This is a genomic window from Gallibacterium genomosp. 1, from assembly GCF_001678575.1.
Classification (GTDB): domain Bacteria; phylum Pseudomonadota; class Gammaproteobacteria; order Enterobacterales; family Pasteurellaceae; genus Gallibacterium.
Genome location: NZ_JTJP01000013.1, coordinates 38,340 through 52,408, shown reverse-complemented (window position 1 = coordinate 52,408; position 14,069 = coordinate 38,340). Strand labels below are relative to the sequence as shown.

The following is a 14,069-nucleotide window of genomic DNA, read 5'->3' as shown; positions in this document are numbered from 1 at the left end:
TAAATAGGGAATTAACAAATGAGTATTGAAGAACGCGTAAAAAAAATTATTGTTGAACAATTAGGCGTTAAAGAAGAAGAAGTGAAACCAGAAGCATCTTTTGTTGAAGATTTAGGTGCTGATTCTTTAGATACTGTTGAATTAGTAATGGCTTTAGAAGAAGAATTTGATATCGAAATTCCTGATGAAGAAGCTGAAAAAATTACTACGGTTCAATCTGCTATCGATTACGTTCAAAGCAACCAATAATTTCAGTAGAGTTTTTGATGAAAAAGGATTATCTCTTTGAGGTAATCCTTTTTGTTATATTAAGATTTTTAGTTTGATTTAAAGAAGAATTGATAATAACACATACAAATCGTATCAGTCTTTCCAACTCTTTCATCTTTAAATTTGCTTGATAAATTGCTAAATTTGAGAACAGTTGTCGTATAACAACTAATCACTAAGGAGATGTTAATGAACCCATTAATTATCGGAATTATGCTTTGCATTTTATCTCAAATCCTATTTAGCTCCTTGTTTTTATTCAGCTATGCAATGCAGCCACTTTCCGGTGTCTCTATCTTTGCCTTGCGTATTGTTGTTACTTTTTTCGGCTTCTGGTTATTAACACTTTTAAGTTCAAATCGGAAAGAAATCTTACCATTTATTTTGCAAAAACTTGGTTCCTCATTCAAAAACTGGGTAATTATGTTAATAGGTACTGCTATTTTGGCAAGCCAGCTATGCTTATTTATGTGGGCTCCGATTAACGGGGAAGGATTAAATGTTGCAATAGGTTACTTCTTATTTCCATTAATGATGGTTTTTTTCGGGAAATTAATTTGGAAAGAACAACTGACGAAATTGCAACTACTTGCCTTAATACTTGCTGTCTGCGGAATTTTAAATCAGCTTTACCATACTCACGCCTTTTCTTGGACAACATTATGGGTAGTTTTGCTTTATCCTCCTTATTATCTCTCAAGAAGAATTCTTAATATTCCTGCGTTGCTCGGTCTTACTTTTGATTTAACCTTTATCGCACCTTTCGCATTGCTCTACTTATTGCCTCAACAAGATATTTGGCAATTAATATATTCTGAACCTCGTTATTGGTTATTACTGCCATTATTAGGTGCTGTAAGTGCCTTATCTATGACATTTAATATTCGTTCCAGTGCTATTTTACCAATGAAGTTATTCGGCTTATTGAGTTATATTGAGCCTTCACTTTTATTTATTCTTTCGATAACAATCTTAGGAACCGTAATGCCGGCAGAAGCCTATATTAGTTATGGACTTATCTGGAGCGCATTATTAGTATTGGCTATCAATGGCTTTATCGCTCCAGTTAAGACTAAATTAAAAACAGTATAAAATTACTCTTGTTCCTTCAAGAAACGAATTCTATGGCGAGCTTGAATATATTGTTTACGTTTTTGAATTCGCTTTAATAACATCAAGCGACGAATTCTTAATGTTTTGAAATTTTTAAGTGAACTTCTTCTAACTCGGCGCATTTGATCTCCTCCTGTACTAAAATACTTTCATAAAAAAACACCTTACCATTATGGCAAGGTGTTTCCTTTATTTCATCATTTAATTAAATTATTTTTTTGGACCTGCTGCAACAAGTGCTTTACCTGCTTCATTACCAGTATATTTCACAAAGTTCTTAGTGAAACGATCTGCTAAATCATCAGCACGTTTTTCCCATTCACCTTTTTCTGCATAAGTATCACGAGGATCTAAGATTGCAGGGTTTACGCCAGGTAATTCAGTTGGAACTTCAAAGTTGAACACTGGAATTGTTTTTGTTGGTGCTTTATCAATAGAACCATCAAGAATCGCATTGATAATACCACGAGTATCTTTAATAGAGATACGTTTACCAGAACCGTTCCAACCTGTATTAACCAAGTATGCTTTCGCACCATTAGCTTCCATTTTCTTCACTAACTCTTCTGCATATTTAGTTGGGTGTAAACTTAAGAATGCAGCACCGAAACAAGCAGAGAATGTAGGAGTTGGTTCTGTAACACCGCGTTCTGTACCAGCTAATTTTGCAGTAAAGCCTGACAAGAAGTAGTATTTAGTTTGTTCAGGAGTTAAGATAGATACCGGCGGCAATACACCGAATGCATCAGCTGACAAAAAGATTACTTTATTTGCCGGGCCAGCTTTTGAAACTGGTTTAACAATATTTTCAATGTGATAAATTGGATAAGAAACACGAGTATTTTCTGTTACGCTCTTATCTGCGAAATCAATTTTACCGTTTGCATCAACAGTGACGTTTTCTAATAATGCATCACGACGGATTGCATTATAAATATCAGGTTCATTTTCTTTAGAAAGGTTGATAACTTTAGCATAGCAACCACCTTCAAAGTTAAAGATACCATCATCATCCCAACCGTGTTCATCATCACCGATTAATAAGCGGTTCGGATCAGTTGATAATGTAGTTTTACCTGTTCCTGATAAACCGAAGAAGATAGCTGTTTCTTTACCATCTTTGCTGGTGTTTGCGGAACAGTGCATTGACGCCATTCCTCTTAATGGAAGCAAGTAGTTCATATAAGAGAACATACCTTTCTTCATTTCACCACCATACCAAGTATTCAAAATAACTTGTACTTTTTCAGTCAAGTTGAATACAACTGCAGTTTCAGAATTTAAACCTAATTCTTTGTAGTTTTCTACTTTCGCTTTAGATGCGTTCATAATAACAAAATCAGGTTCACCGAAGTTTGCTAACTCTTCTTTAGTTGGACGAATGAACATATTGGTTACAAAGTGAGCCTGCCATGCAACTTCCATTACAAAACGTAATTTTAAGCGTGAGCTTTCATTTGCACCACAGAACGCGTCAACAACAAATAGACGTTTACCACTTAATTCATCTGTTGCCAATTTTTTGATAGTTTTCCAAGCTTCAGGAGTAACAGGCTTGTTATCATTTTTGTATTCGTCTGATGTCCACCAAATAGTGTCTTTTGTTGTATCATCTTTTACGAAGAATTTGTCTTTTGGAGAACGACCGGTGTAAACACCTGTCATTACATTAACTGCGCCAAGCTCAGTCACTTGACCTTTTTCATAACCTTGTAAATCTGCTTTGGTTTCTTCTGCAAATAATTGTTCATAACTTGGGTTATGAATAATTTCAGCAACATTGTGAATACCAATTGAATCTAGATAGGCTTTTAAGTCTGACATAATATTTTCCTTCAAATTGAATATAAAAAAATCATACTTTGTATTCTAATCCTTTTTCGAAAAAAAAAACGTTATCTAGATCAAATTTCCGTGATTCACTCCCTCAAGATAGTTATTTTTTTTTGATTTTTTCAATTTTTGTTGAGTTTTTAGAGATTCGGACTGGCTGACAAATAGGGCAATAAAAACTACTGCGTTGTCCGATAGTTACCATTTCAATCAAATGTCCGCAGGTTGGGCAATTTTCCCCCTTTCTGCCATAAACATTGAGTGATTGTTGGAAATATCCAGGGCGACCATCTGGCTGGATAAAATCTTGCAATGTTGTGCCACCCTGTTTAATCGCTTGCTGTAATGTCTGTTTAATATTAGCTACTAAGCGTTCACAATCTTCTTTACTCAAAGAACTAACCGAAGCGTTAGGATAAATTCCACAATTAAACAACACCTCATTAGCATAAATATTACCAACACCCACAACTACTGCATTATTCATCAACCAAGATTTAACTGCAGTATGCCGATTACGGCTCTTTTGATAAAGATAATCTCCATTAAAATCATCACTTAACGGTTCGGGCGCCAATTTTGAAAATAAAGAGAAATGCTGTATTGAATCCACCCATAGCCAAGCACCAAATTTACGTGGATCGTTATAACGCAGAATTTTTCCATTCGACAGAATCATATCAATATGATCGTGTTTATCTATCTCATCTTTTGCTGTTACAATTCTTAACGATCCTGACATTCCTAAATGCACAATGATATATCCACACTCCAATTGAAAAATTAGGTATTTTGCACGACGTTGCACATCCAAAATTTCTTCATTCTCAATTTGATAAAGCTCTTTACTGACAATCCAACGTAATTTTTCTGTTCTAATAATCAACTTAACAATTCGTTGATGTTTGGTATAAGGCTGAATCCCCTTTCTCGTAGTTTCAACTTCCGGTAATTCAGGCATCTTTAGCACTCCAATATCAAAATCTACAAATAAAAAAACTGCACCCTAAAAAGGGTGCAGTTTATAAACTCTCATTAAACTGATAAGCAAATTATTCAGTGACAATACTTACGTATTTGCGACCCTTGTCACCTTTCACTTCAAACTTCACTTTACCATCAGCTGTTGCAAATAAAGTGTGGTCACGTCCCATACCAACGTTATTACCTGCGTGGAATTTAGTACCACGTTGACGAACAATGATATTGCCTGCTAATACAGACTCGCCACCGAAGCGTTTAACACCAAGGCGTTTAGCTTCAGAATCACGACCGTTACGAGTTGAACCGCCAGCTTTTTTAGTTGCCATCTACTTGATCTCCTCTGAAATTATGCTTGAATCCCAGTGATTTTCACTTCTGTGAACCACTGACGATGACCTTGTTGCTTACGGCTGTGTTTACGACGACGGAACTTAACGATTTTAACTTTTTCGCCACGACCGTGTGCTACAACTTCAGCCACTACTTTCGCACCAGTAACAACCGGAGCGCCGATTTTAACATCTTCACCATTAACGACCATCAACACTGAATCAAATTCAACTGATTCACCCGTTGCCACTTCAAGTTTTTCTAAACGAACAACTTGACCTTCGCTTACTCTGTGTTGCTTGCCGCCACTTTGGAAAACCGCGTACATAGAAGAAAACTCCGCTAAATAAAATAGTACCATCAAATCAAACTCGAAAGTTATCTAACTTGGCACTTGTAAAATTCACATAATAGGTGGCGGATTTTACGGAAAAAAAAACAAAATAGCAAGCACGGATTTTAAACAAAATAAAAAAATCTGCTTAATTTCACAGTTTAATTTTAGAAATTAAATTTTTAAGGTAGAATTGGGAATTCATTAATAGTATTAACAATTCTTGCACAACAATTATGAAGGGAAGTATGGATTTAAACGAAATTCAAGCGCTGTCTGCTAAGGATATGCAAGCCGTCAACGCAATGATTTCACAACAATTGCAATCTGATGTAGCCTTAATCAATCAACTTAGCTTCTATATTATTAACGGTGGCGGCAAACGTATTCGACCATTAATTGCTGTGTTAGTAGCTAATGCCTTGAATTATCAAGGTAATCGGCATATTACCTGTGCAACATTTATTGAGTTTATCCATACGGCTACTTTATTACATGATGATGTTGTTGATGAATCAACTTTGCGCCGTGGTAAAGATACTGCAAATGCTATTTTCGGCAATGCTGCCAGTGTTTTAGTCGGTGACTTTATCTATACTCGTGCATTTCAATTAATGGCTCGTTTAGGTTCATTGCCTGTTATGCAAGTAATGTCGGATGCAGTGAATGTTATTGCTGCTGGTGAAGTGTTGCAATTAATGAACTGTAACGATCCTGATACTACTGAACAGAGCTATATGCAGGTTATTTACAGTAAAACCGCACGTCTCTTTGAAGTCGCAGCTGAATGTTCGGCACTATTATCCGAAGCAACTGAAGAACAAGTACGAGCAATGAAATTATATGGTCGTTATTTAGGAACAGCATTCCAACTGATTGATGACGTATTGGATTATTGTGCTGATGCGGATAAATTAGGTAAAAACCTTGGCGATGATTTGGAAGAAGGCAAGCCAACATTGCCGCTACTTCACGCTATGCAACACGCCAGCGAAAATGAACGACAATTAATTCGCTCCATTATTGAACACGGTCACGGGCGTAAATATCTTACTAAAATTCAGTCAATGATGGATAAATATAAATCTCTTACCTATACGATAGAAAAAGCAAAACAGGAAGCCCAAAAAGCAATTGATGCACTCTCTGTTATTGATGATAGCCTATATAAAGAAGCATTAATTTCTCTTGCAAAAATTTCTGTAGAACGTAATTATTAAGAAAACAATATGTCAGATATTCAACAAATACCTCCTATTTCTAGAGGGAGAAAAAAGAAAATTACTAAAGATCCGAATGCCCCCTTTGTTCGTCCAAAATTAACTTTGCCTGACGGACATAACAAACTATTGCTCCACTCCTGCTGTGCACCTTGTTCAGGTGAGGTAATGGAGGCTTTACTTGCTTCGGAAATCGATTTCACTATCTATTTTTATAATCCTAATATTCATCCTCAAAAAGAGTATTTAATTCGCAAAGAAGAAAATATTCGGTTTGCTGAAAAATATAACATCCCATTTATTGATGCTGATTATGATCGTGCTGAATGGTTTGAACGGGCAAAAGGGATGGAAGATGAGCCAGAACGTGGCATTCGTTGCACAATGTGCTTTGATATGCGCTTTGAAAAAGCGGCTCAATATGCACACGAACACGGTTTTCCTGTGTTTACCAGTAGCCTCGGCATTTCTCGTTGGAAAGATATGAATCAAATTAACGGCTGCGGTCATCGTGCTGCTGAAAAATATGATGATGTCATTTATTGGGACTATAACTGGCGTAAAGGCGGTGGTTCACAACGAATGATTGAAATTAGTAAACGTGAGAAATTTTATCAACAAGAGTATTGCGGTTGTGTTTACTCTTTGCGTGATACTAATAAGTGGCGTGAATCTCAAGGCAGAGCTAAAATTGAGATCGGCAAACTTTATTATTCTGCAGATTAATTTTTATTTAATAAGGACATATTTATGAAACAGTTAAAAAATTTTCTATTAATTGCTCTATTTTCTCTCTTTTTAGCCGCTTGTGGTGATAAAACTGCTGATATGAAAGCAGATGTTGATTTGCTTCAACAAACATTGAATACTGTGTTAAAACAGGAAAGCGGTTCTGCATTAATCCAGCAATTGGAATCAGCTCAAACTGCTGAGGATAAAACCAAAGCATATGCAGCAATTATTGATAATTACAAAATGGTAGTGAAATCTATCAGTGAACTCAAAATCAAAACCGAAGAAGCAAAAAAAGTACAAGCACAATATGATGCCGGTTTAAAATCTTTTATTGATTTAATGCAACAATCTTCCGATTATGTTACTCAACAACCTACACCGGAACAAATTAAGGCTTATACCGAACTTCAAGTCAAGACCACACAATCACTTACCGATGCTGAAAAAGCACTTGCTGATTTAAAAGCTCAAATTGAAACCACACAAAAGAAATAAATTTAAAAAAAATCACATTGAAAAAGCGATCTTCGGATCGCTTTTTTATCGCATAACTACGCCTCAACAATCACATTTAAGCGTTCTATTTCAACATCAGCTGTTAATGGTTCCATTTGTGGCAGCTGTTTACTGGCTTTATTGGAAAGTGTCTGAAAACGCTCGACTTTACCATATAAACCTCGTTGTCCAGAAAGCGAAGTAACCGAATCATTATATTGTTTAACCACACTATTTAAACCATTACCTAATTTTTGTAGTCGCTCCGCCACCACGCAAACTTGGTTATAAATATCTCCCGCTTTTTCACTGATTTCTCGAGCCTCTCGATTTCCTTTTTCAATGCGCCATAAGCTAGCAACAGTGCGTAAAATCGGCATTAATGTAGTATATGACACTAAAATAACATTTTTTTCATAAGCATTATTAAACAATGTCGGATCTTGTTTTAATGCTTCGATATATGCCGGTTCAATCGGAATAAACATCAACACAAAATCGGGACTTTGAATACCCTCTAAATGACTATAATCCTTTTCCGATAACGATTTAATATGCTGTCTAATAGCTTGAATATGTTCTTTTAAATGTAACTGAATTTTAGCTTCATCAGTAGCAGAAACCGCTTGTTCATAAGCCACTAGTGACACTTTACAATCAATCACAATATGCTTGTTATCAGGCAATTTAATTAAAAAGTCAGGATAGCGATGATTACCCTCATTATCTTTAAAATGAGCTTGGGCAACATACTGCTCATCCGCTACTAAGCCAGCAGATTGCAAAGCATTTTCCAACTGCACTTCACCCCAGTTTCCCAATGTTTTTTTCTGCCCTTTCAATGCTGTTGTCAAATTATTTGCCTCTTTCGACATATTTAATCCAATTTCCAACACCTTTTTAAGTTCTGCTTCCAAACTGGCATTCCCTTTTACCGTTTCAGAATGCACTTCATTAACACGTTTTTGAAAGCCCTCAATCTGCTCTTTAAATGGTTTTAATAAACTATCCAACGCTACTTGATTGGATTGTGAAAAACTACGACTTTTCTCTTCCAAGATCTGATTGGCAAGCTGTTGAAACTCTAACGTTAATTGTTTTTTATTATTTTCTAACAACTGCTGTTGTTCAGCAAAATGCGTCTCTTTTTCCGCTAAACTGGTGCGTAATGCTGTTAATTGTTGCGATAATTGCATAATTTGTTGTTGCGCCGATACATTTAGCTGTTCCAGTTCTTGGTGTTGTCGATTTTTCTCCTGTAGCAACGACTCAATTCCCTGTTTTTCCGTTTGGCTACGGATTTTTTCTTGTAACGCCAATTGATATTGCTCTGTTAATAACTCTGATTTCTGCAACAGCGCATTATACTGTTCCACCGTTTGTGCTTGTTGCTGTTGTAACGCCTGCAATGATTTTTGTTTCTGCAAATTCAATAAGATAAACACAACACTGGTCAAAGCTAATAACAACATAACAATATAAAGTACAAAATCCATAACTTCTCCTCAAAAAACAAATTGACTGATTCAGTATAACAAATGCTGATCTGAAATCCCGTAATCATTACAATATTAGCCAAACTGAATATAGGAATCTATTATGAAAAAAATTTATCTAGGATCTAACAGTCCACGCCGTTTTCAACTATTACAACAACTGGGTTTATCTGTCGAGGTATTAAAGGGTGAAATTGACGAAACGGTTGGTGAAAATGAAACAGCAAGTGATTATGTTTTACGAATGGCAATCAGTAAAAATCAGCAAATTCGCTATCTTTTCCCTAACAAAAGAAAATATCCACTTCTCACTGCCGATACCTGTATTGCATTTAATAATCAAATTTTAGGCAAACCCCATACAGAAGAAGAGGCTTTTGCAATGCTTTCAATGTTGTCCGGCAATACTCATCACGTATTAACAGCTATTTGCGTTTCAACACCCATCAAACAACATTATTGTCTGCAATCTAGCGAAGTCATTTTTAAATCGCTTTCGACAGAAGAAATTCACTCTTATATTGCCAGTGGAGAGCCTTTTGATAAGGCAGGAGCATATGCAATACAAGGATTGGCTGCAAGTTTTATCAGGCATTTAAGTGGCAGTTATTCGGGTGTGATGGGCTTACCGTTGTTTGAAACGAGCGAATTATTAAAGAAATTTTCAACAAATATTCTCTAACTAATTGTATTTAAATAAGAAACTGCACTTTGTCGTGCAATTTTCTGTTTCATTAACCGCTTTTAAAATTACAACAATAAAGCCGAACCCCATTTGATGATATCAAAGAAAAATTTATTTTCATTGGTCGCAATCCCATCCGGATTACTATTTTTACTGTCCACTGAATTGCTTTTAGATTCATCCACAGCCATTCCGCTTTGATACTGTCCTTTCACCACTTTTAAATCATCACGTGCTTTAATTCTCAATGTTGCACATTCCGCCGCCGACATTGGTTCAAATTCAGTTTGTTTGAATTTTTTATATTGATATTGTGCATACCCCATTGATTTTTCATCCTGTTGGATCATCTTTACATAATCTGCGCCAATAATGTCTTCCAGAGGATAAAAGAATACATATTGTGAATGAATATAAGCATCTTCTTTAGAAAAATGCTCTTGCTGAATACGTGTTAAGTTTGGATAGATGCATTGTTCTGCCTGATGACTCGCCACTACCCAACGCCGTGCATCATTATCACTTAACTCATAATCAGCATTAGCATATTCTGCTGGATAAGGATCAATATTTGAACTGCATCCTGCAAGAAATAGGATTGTTATTGAAAAAATTAGTTTTTTTATCATCATCTTTTTCCATTAAGCTAATCGCTGTCTGACAATTTCAAATAAACAAACACCAGTTGCAACAGAAACATTCAATGAAGAAACAGAACCTTGCATTGGAATACTCACTAACTGATCACAATGTTCTCGTGTCAAACGGCGCATACCATCGCCTTCTGCCCCCATCACTAACGCTAATGCCCCAGTTAACTTATTCTGATAAATTGAGCTATTGGCTTCACCGGCTGTCCCCACAACCCAGACATTATAATCTTGTTGTAGCGTTTTTAAAGTGCGAGCTAAATTTGTTACCCTAATTAATGGCACTACCTCAGCCGCACCACACGCCACTTTTCTTGCCACAGAAGTTAATTGTGCGGATTTATCTCTCGGTATAATAACCGCATCCACTCCAGCTGCATCGGCAGTACGCAAACAAGCGCCTAAATTATGTGGATCCGTTACCCCATCAAGCACCAATAATAATGGATATTTCTTCTGTTGCAATAAAACATATAGATCATTTTCTGTCTGCTCTTTTGGTGGTTGTACTTTGGCAATAATGCCCTGATGTGTTTCACCATTCGCTTTTTTATCCAATGCTTGACGTGTTAAAAACTGTACTGAAATGCCCCATTGGTGTAATTCATTTAATAAAGGCTGTAAACGTTTATCTTCACGCCCTTTTAACACAAATACTTCAATGAAACGCTCCGGCGTAGTTGATAACACTGCCGAAACTGCGTGAATACCGTAAATTTGTTCGCTCATACACACTCTCTAATTATTTTCGTTTTTTATTCTTGTTTCGCTTAGTTTTTTTCTTTTTCTCTTTACGTTTTTTCTCATCAGTATTAGCTTGTTTCCGTAAACGTTTTTGCAAGCTTTCACTATAACGCAAACTCTTTTTAATACGATCTTTTTCTGTTTTACCTAATCGTTGTGGCTTACGTTCACTTGAAATCAGCGTAAAATCCAATGTCTTTTCTTCCAAACTCACCGCTTCAACTCTGACCGTAACCTTGTCACCGATACGATACAGCATTCCACTGTTCTCACCAATTAAGCGCTGACCATTCGGATCAAAACGATAATAATCGTTATCTAGCGTAGAAATATGGACTAAACCATCAATGAAAAGATCATTCAATCTGACAAAAAAACCGAATCCGGTAACACTGGAAATAGTTCCCTCAAACACTTCACCAACGTGATCCTGCATAAATTCACATTTAAGCCAATCCGCAACATCTCTTGTTGCTTCATCTGCACGGCGTTCTGTCATTGAACAGTGATCACCTAACAGATCAATCTCATCCAATTTATAATGATAGCCACCACTCTTAGTAGTGCGTTTGGTTAAACCGTGCTGTTTTGACAATAAATACTTGATGCCTCGGTGTAAAGATAAATCGGGATAACGGCGAATCGGTGAAGTAAAATGCGCATATTCTGTCAAAGCCAAACCGAAGTGTCCAATATTATCACCACTGTATATCGCTTGGCTTAATGAGCGCAATAACATTGTCTGAATTAATTCTTTATCAGGGCGTTCATTCACTTTTAACATTAATTTGGCATAATCCGCCGGTGTCGGCTTTAATCCGCCTTCCAGAGTTAAACCGCATTCTCTTAAGAAAGTACGGAAAGAGGTGAGTTTTTCCTCGCTCGGCAAGGCGTGAATGCGGAATAGTGCCGGCTCTTGATGTTGCTCCATAAAATGTGCTGCACAAATATTCGCCAAAATCATACACTCTTCAATAATTTTATGGGCGTCATTGCGTTGTATCGGCTCAATTCTTTCAATTCTGCCTTGATCATTAAAAATAAATTTGGTTTCTACTGTTTCAAAATCAATTGCGCCTCGTTTATGTCGTGCATTCAATAGCACTTTAAACATTGCATACAGTTCTTGTAAATGTGGCACTAAATCTTGATAACGTTCGGTTAATTCTTCGTCTCCCTGCAAAATTCGCCATACTTTGCTGTATGTTAAACGTGCGTGTGAATTCATTACCGCTTCGTAGAATTGGTACTGTTCAATTCTACCTTTTGCAGACAGTTGAATTTCACACACCATACAAAGGCGATCTACCTGTGGATTAAGTGAACACAAGCCATTCGATAGCACTTCCGGTAACATAGGCACAACCCGACTTGGAAAATAGACGGAATTTCCTCTTTGATAGGCTTCTTTATCTAGCGCACTTTTTGGACGCACATAGTAACTGACATCCGCAATCGCCACCCATAATTTCCAACCGCCGTGCTCGCATTTTTGACAAAATACTGCATCATCAAAATCACGGGCATCTTCACCATCAATCGTAACCAAAGGTAGTTGTCGCAAATCGACACGCCCTTGTTTATCCTTGTCATCAACGATTTCACTCAATCCTTGAATCTGCTGTGCCACCTCTTCCGGCCAAACGTGCGGAATATCGTAATTGCGAATAGCAATTTCCACTTCCATTCCTTTCGCCATATTGTCGCCCAACACTTCGGTGATTCTGCCGGTTAAACGGGAAAGCCCTTTTTCTTTAGGTTTCAGTTCCACCACCACAACTTGCCCCATTCTTGCTCCGGCACGATATTCATTCGGAATTAAAATATCGTGATTAATCCGGCTATCATCCGGCACTACATAACCGATGCCCTCTTCTAAGAAAAAACGACCGACAATCTGCTTCTTGCGACATTCTAGTACCCGGACAATTCGCACCTCTTTGCGTCCGCGACGATCTACGCCGTTCGGCTGTGCCAATACATAATCATCGTGTAACACTTTTTGCATTTGGCTATTAGGGATAAACCAATCATCCTTTACGCCATCAACCTGCAAAAAGCCATAACCATCTTTATGACCAATCACCGTTCCCTTCAAAAGATCCAATCGTTCAGGCAAGGCATAACATTTGCGCTTAGTAAAAACCAACTGCCCATCATTTTCCATTGCTCGTAAACGGCGACGCATTCCCTCCTGCTGCTCCGGATCGGTAATTGCTAACGCTTGTAAAATAGATTCCCGACTCATCGGTTTATTATGATCTCGAATAACCGTAAGGATCAATTCACGACTTGGAATTGGATTTTCATATCTTTCAGCTTCCTCGCTATAATGAGGATCTTGATATTGCATTAATGTCTCCTTAATTTTTTGTTTTATTTATTGCTTTTATTCACAATTAAAATATTGATTCATTTCTAACGCCGGTTTTGCTTTTTTATCTTGCCCTATCTGTTTTGCAGGCACGCCCGCTACCGTAGAATAAGCTACAACCGGATGTAACACTACCGAGCAGGCGCCAATTTTGGCATATTCACCTACTTCGATATTTCCTAAAATTTTTGCACCAGCACCAATCATCACCCCTTTACGCACTTTAGGGTGGCGATCACCAACTTCTTTTCCTGTACCGCCCAATGTCACATCTTGCAAAATAGAAACATCATTCTCTATCACAGATGTTTCCCCAATAACAATACCTGTAGCGTGATCTAACATAATACCGTAACCAATTTTTGCTGCCGGATGAATATCAACATCAAACGCAACAGAAATTTGATTTTGTAGATAAATTGCTAATGCTTTCCGTTGTTTCTGCCATAAGTGGTGAGTGATACGATAACTTTGCAACGCGTGAAATCCTTTTAAATAAAGTAATGGTGTAGAATAAAGTTCCACTGCCGGATCGCGAACTCGTACAGCTTCAATATCGTGAGCAGCACTTTCAATAATTTTTGGATTTTCCCGATAAACTTCATCAATAATTTCACGCAATGAGATCGCTGGCATTGTCGAGCTAGATAACTTATTCGCTAAAATATAACTTAGCGCCGTACCCAAATGTTGATGCGTTAAAATTGTTGAATGGAAAAAACTTGCCAATGAAGGTTCTTGTTCTGCGAGTAATTTTGCTTCATCTCGAATGCTTTGCCAAATCCGTTGTAATAGTACCGACATAG

General features: G+C 37.1%; 16 protein-coding genes. 6 read left to right on the top strand and 10 right to left on the bottom strand.

The features are described 5' to 3' along the window. Window positions 1–18: 18 nt before the first annotated feature. The gene (gene acpP, locus QV04_RS03800; RefSeq protein ID WP_013745789.1) at window positions 19–249 is read left to right on the top strand and encodes an acyl carrier protein; all 231 of its coding nucleotides are present in this window, start codon (window positions 19–21) and stop codon (window positions 247–249) included. A 210-nt stretch (window positions 250–459) separates the two neighbouring features. Beyond that, window positions 460–1,362, top strand: a complete 903-nt coding sequence (gene rarD, locus QV04_RS03795; RefSeq protein WP_039173401.1) for an EamA family transporter RarD — start codon at window positions 460–462, stop codon at window positions 1,360–1,362. Window positions 1,363–1,364: 2 nt separating this feature from the next. On the opposite strand, the gene QV04_RS11605 is transcribed toward rarD, so the two are convergent. From QV04_RS11605 to rplU, 5 genes are all read right to left on the bottom strand, one after another. Beyond that, window positions 1,365–1,505, bottom strand: a complete 141-nt coding sequence (locus QV04_RS11605) for a hypothetical protein (protein WP_021461129.1) — start codon at window positions 1,503–1,505, stop codon at window positions 1,365–1,367. Between the two features lie 88 nt (window positions 1,506–1,593). Further along, window positions 1,594–3,207 (bottom strand): phosphoenolpyruvate carboxykinase (ATP), encoded by a 1,614-nt coding sequence (pckA, locus tag QV04_RS03790; RefSeq protein ID WP_039133458.1) that lies wholly within the window; start codon window positions 3,205–3,207, stop codon window positions 1,594–1,596. A gap of 112 nt (window positions 3,208–3,319) precedes the next feature. Next, window positions 3,320–4,177: a bifunctional DNA-formamidopyrimidine glycosylase/DNA-(apurinic or apyrimidinic site) lyase gene (gene mutM / locus QV04_RS03785; RefSeq protein ID WP_039173397.1), complete on the bottom strand. Its 858-nt coding sequence runs from the start codon at window positions 4,175–4,177 to the stop codon at window positions 3,320–3,322. Between the two features lie 91 nt (window positions 4,178–4,268). Next, window positions 4,269–4,526 (bottom strand): 50S ribosomal protein L27, encoded by a 258-nt coding sequence (gene rpmA, locus QV04_RS03780; protein WP_013745795.1) that lies wholly within the window; start codon window positions 4,524–4,526, stop codon window positions 4,269–4,271. Window positions 4,527–4,546: 20 nt separating this feature from the next. Beyond that, window positions 4,547–4,858 carry a 50S ribosomal protein L21 gene (gene rplU, locus QV04_RS03775; protein WP_065231413.1) on the bottom strand — a complete coding sequence of 104 codons (312 nt, stop codon included), beginning with the start codon at window positions 4,856–4,858 and terminating at the stop codon, window positions 4,547–4,549. Between the two features lie 254 nt (window positions 4,859–5,112). Between rplU and ispB the strand changes: the two genes are divergently transcribed. The 3 genes from ispB to QV04_RS03760 are packed head-to-tail and all read left to right on the top strand — an operon-like array spanning window position 5,113 to window position 7,314. Then, window positions 5,113–6,084, top strand: coding sequence for an octaprenyl diphosphate synthase (ispB, locus tag QV04_RS03770; RefSeq protein WP_065231412.1), 972 nt, complete (start codon window positions 5,113–5,115; stop codon window positions 6,082–6,084). Window positions 6,085–6,093: 9 nt separating this feature from the next. After that, window positions 6,094–6,810, top strand: a complete 717-nt coding sequence (locus QV04_RS03765; RefSeq protein ID WP_039133468.1) for an epoxyqueuosine reductase QueH — start codon at window positions 6,094–6,096, stop codon at window positions 6,808–6,810. A gap of 24 nt (window positions 6,811–6,834) precedes the next feature. Further along, entirely contained in the window at window positions 6,835–7,314 is a 480-nt protein-coding gene (locus tag QV04_RS03760; protein WP_065231411.1) for a hypothetical protein, read from the top strand. Between the two features lie 56 nt (window positions 7,315–7,370). Here QV04_RS03760 and QV04_RS03755 read toward each other — a convergent pair whose 3' ends face one another. After that, the gene (locus tag QV04_RS03755) at window positions 7,371–8,810 is read right to left on the bottom strand and encodes a DNA recombination protein RmuC (RefSeq protein WP_065231410.1); all 1,440 of its coding nucleotides are present in this window, start codon (window positions 8,808–8,810) and stop codon (window positions 7,371–7,373) included. Window positions 8,811–8,913: 103 nt separating this feature from the next. Here QV04_RS03755 and QV04_RS03750 point away from each other — a divergent pair, with 103 nt between their 5' ends. Next, window positions 8,914–9,492 carry a Maf family protein gene (locus tag QV04_RS03750; protein WP_018345693.1) on the top strand — a complete coding sequence of 193 codons (579 nt, stop codon included), beginning with the start codon at window positions 8,914–8,916 and terminating at the stop codon, window positions 9,490–9,492. 68 nt (window positions 9,493–9,560) lie between these two features. On the opposite strand, the gene QV04_RS03745 is transcribed toward QV04_RS03750, so the two are convergent. Genes QV04_RS03745 through cysE form a run of 4 tightly spaced genes read right to left on the bottom strand, consistent with a single transcriptional unit; the run spans window position 9,561 to window position 14,067 of the window. Next, entirely contained in the window at window positions 9,561–10,124 is a 564-nt protein-coding gene (locus QV04_RS03745; protein ID WP_197494787.1) for a DUF5358 domain-containing protein, read from the bottom strand. Window positions 10,125–10,136: 12 nt separating this feature from the next. After that, window positions 10,137–10,874 (bottom strand): 23S rRNA (guanosine(2251)-2'-O)-methyltransferase RlmB, encoded by a 738-nt coding sequence (gene rlmB, locus QV04_RS03740; protein ID WP_065231408.1) that lies wholly within the window; start codon window positions 10,872–10,874, stop codon window positions 10,137–10,139. Between the two features lie 13 nt (window positions 10,875–10,887). Next, window positions 10,888–13,242 carry a ribonuclease R gene (rnr, locus tag QV04_RS03735; RefSeq protein ID WP_065231407.1) on the bottom strand — a complete coding sequence of 785 codons (2,355 nt, stop codon included), beginning with the start codon at window positions 13,240–13,242 and terminating at the stop codon, window positions 10,888–10,890. Between the two features lie 36 nt (window positions 13,243–13,278). Then, window positions 13,279–14,067 (bottom strand): serine O-acetyltransferase, encoded by a 789-nt coding sequence (gene cysE / locus QV04_RS03730; RefSeq protein ID WP_039173383.1) that lies wholly within the window; start codon window positions 14,065–14,067, stop codon window positions 13,279–13,281. Window positions 14,068–14,069: the final 2 nt, after the last annotated feature.

Bases quoted from the DNA above. Each gene is read 5' to 3' on its own strand.
- acpP (WP_013745789.1), top strand. From the start codon at position 19: ATGAGTATTGAAGAACGCGTAAAAAAAATTATTGTTGAACAATTAGGC.
- rarD (WP_039173401.1), top strand. From the start codon at position 460: ATGAACCCATTAATTATCGGAATTATGCTTTGCATTTTATCTCAAATC.
- QV04_RS11605 (WP_021461129.1), bottom strand. From the start codon at position 1,505: ATGCGCCGAGTTAGAAGAAGTTCACTTAAAAATTTCAAAACATTAAGA.
- pckA (WP_039133458.1), bottom strand. From the start codon at position 3,207: ATGTCAGACTTAAAAGCCTATCTAGATTCAATTGGTATTCACAATGTT.
- mutM (WP_039173397.1), bottom strand. From the start codon at position 4,177: ATGCCTGAATTACCGGAAGTTGAAACTACGAGAAAGGGGATTCAGCCT.
- rpmA (WP_013745795.1), bottom strand. From the start codon at position 4,526: ATGGCAACTAAAAAAGCTGGCGGTTCAACTCGTAACGGTCGTGATTCT.
- rplU (WP_065231413.1), bottom strand. From the start codon at position 4,858: ATGTACGCGGTTTTCCAAAGTGGCGGCAAGCAACACAGAGTAAGCGAA.
- ispB (WP_065231412.1), top strand. From the start codon at position 5,113: ATGGATTTAAACGAAATTCAAGCGCTGTCTGCTAAGGATATGCAAGCC.
- QV04_RS03765 (WP_039133468.1), top strand. From the start codon at position 6,094: ATGTCAGATATTCAACAAATACCTCCTATTTCTAGAGGGAGAAAAAAG.
- QV04_RS03760 (WP_065231411.1), top strand. From the start codon at position 6,835: ATGAAACAGTTAAAAAATTTTCTATTAATTGCTCTATTTTCTCTCTTT.
- QV04_RS03755 (WP_065231410.1), bottom strand. From the start codon at position 8,810: ATGGATTTTGTACTTTATATTGTTATGTTGTTATTAGCTTTGACCAGT.
- QV04_RS03750 (WP_018345693.1), top strand. From the start codon at position 8,914: ATGAAAAAAATTTATCTAGGATCTAACAGTCCACGCCGTTTTCAACTA.
- QV04_RS03745 (WP_197494787.1), bottom strand. From the start codon at position 10,124: ATGATAAAAAAACTAATTTTTTCAATAACAATCCTATTTCTTGCAGGA.
- rlmB (WP_065231408.1), bottom strand. From the start codon at position 10,874: ATGAGCGAACAAATTTACGGTATTCACGCAGTTTCGGCAGTGTTATCA.
- rnr (WP_065231407.1), bottom strand. From the start codon at position 13,242: ATGCAATATCAAGATCCTCATTATAGCGAGGAAGCTGAAAGATATGAA.
- cysE (WP_039173383.1), bottom strand. From the start codon at position 14,067: ATGTCGGTACTATTACAACGGATTTGGCAAAGCATTCGAGATGAAGCA.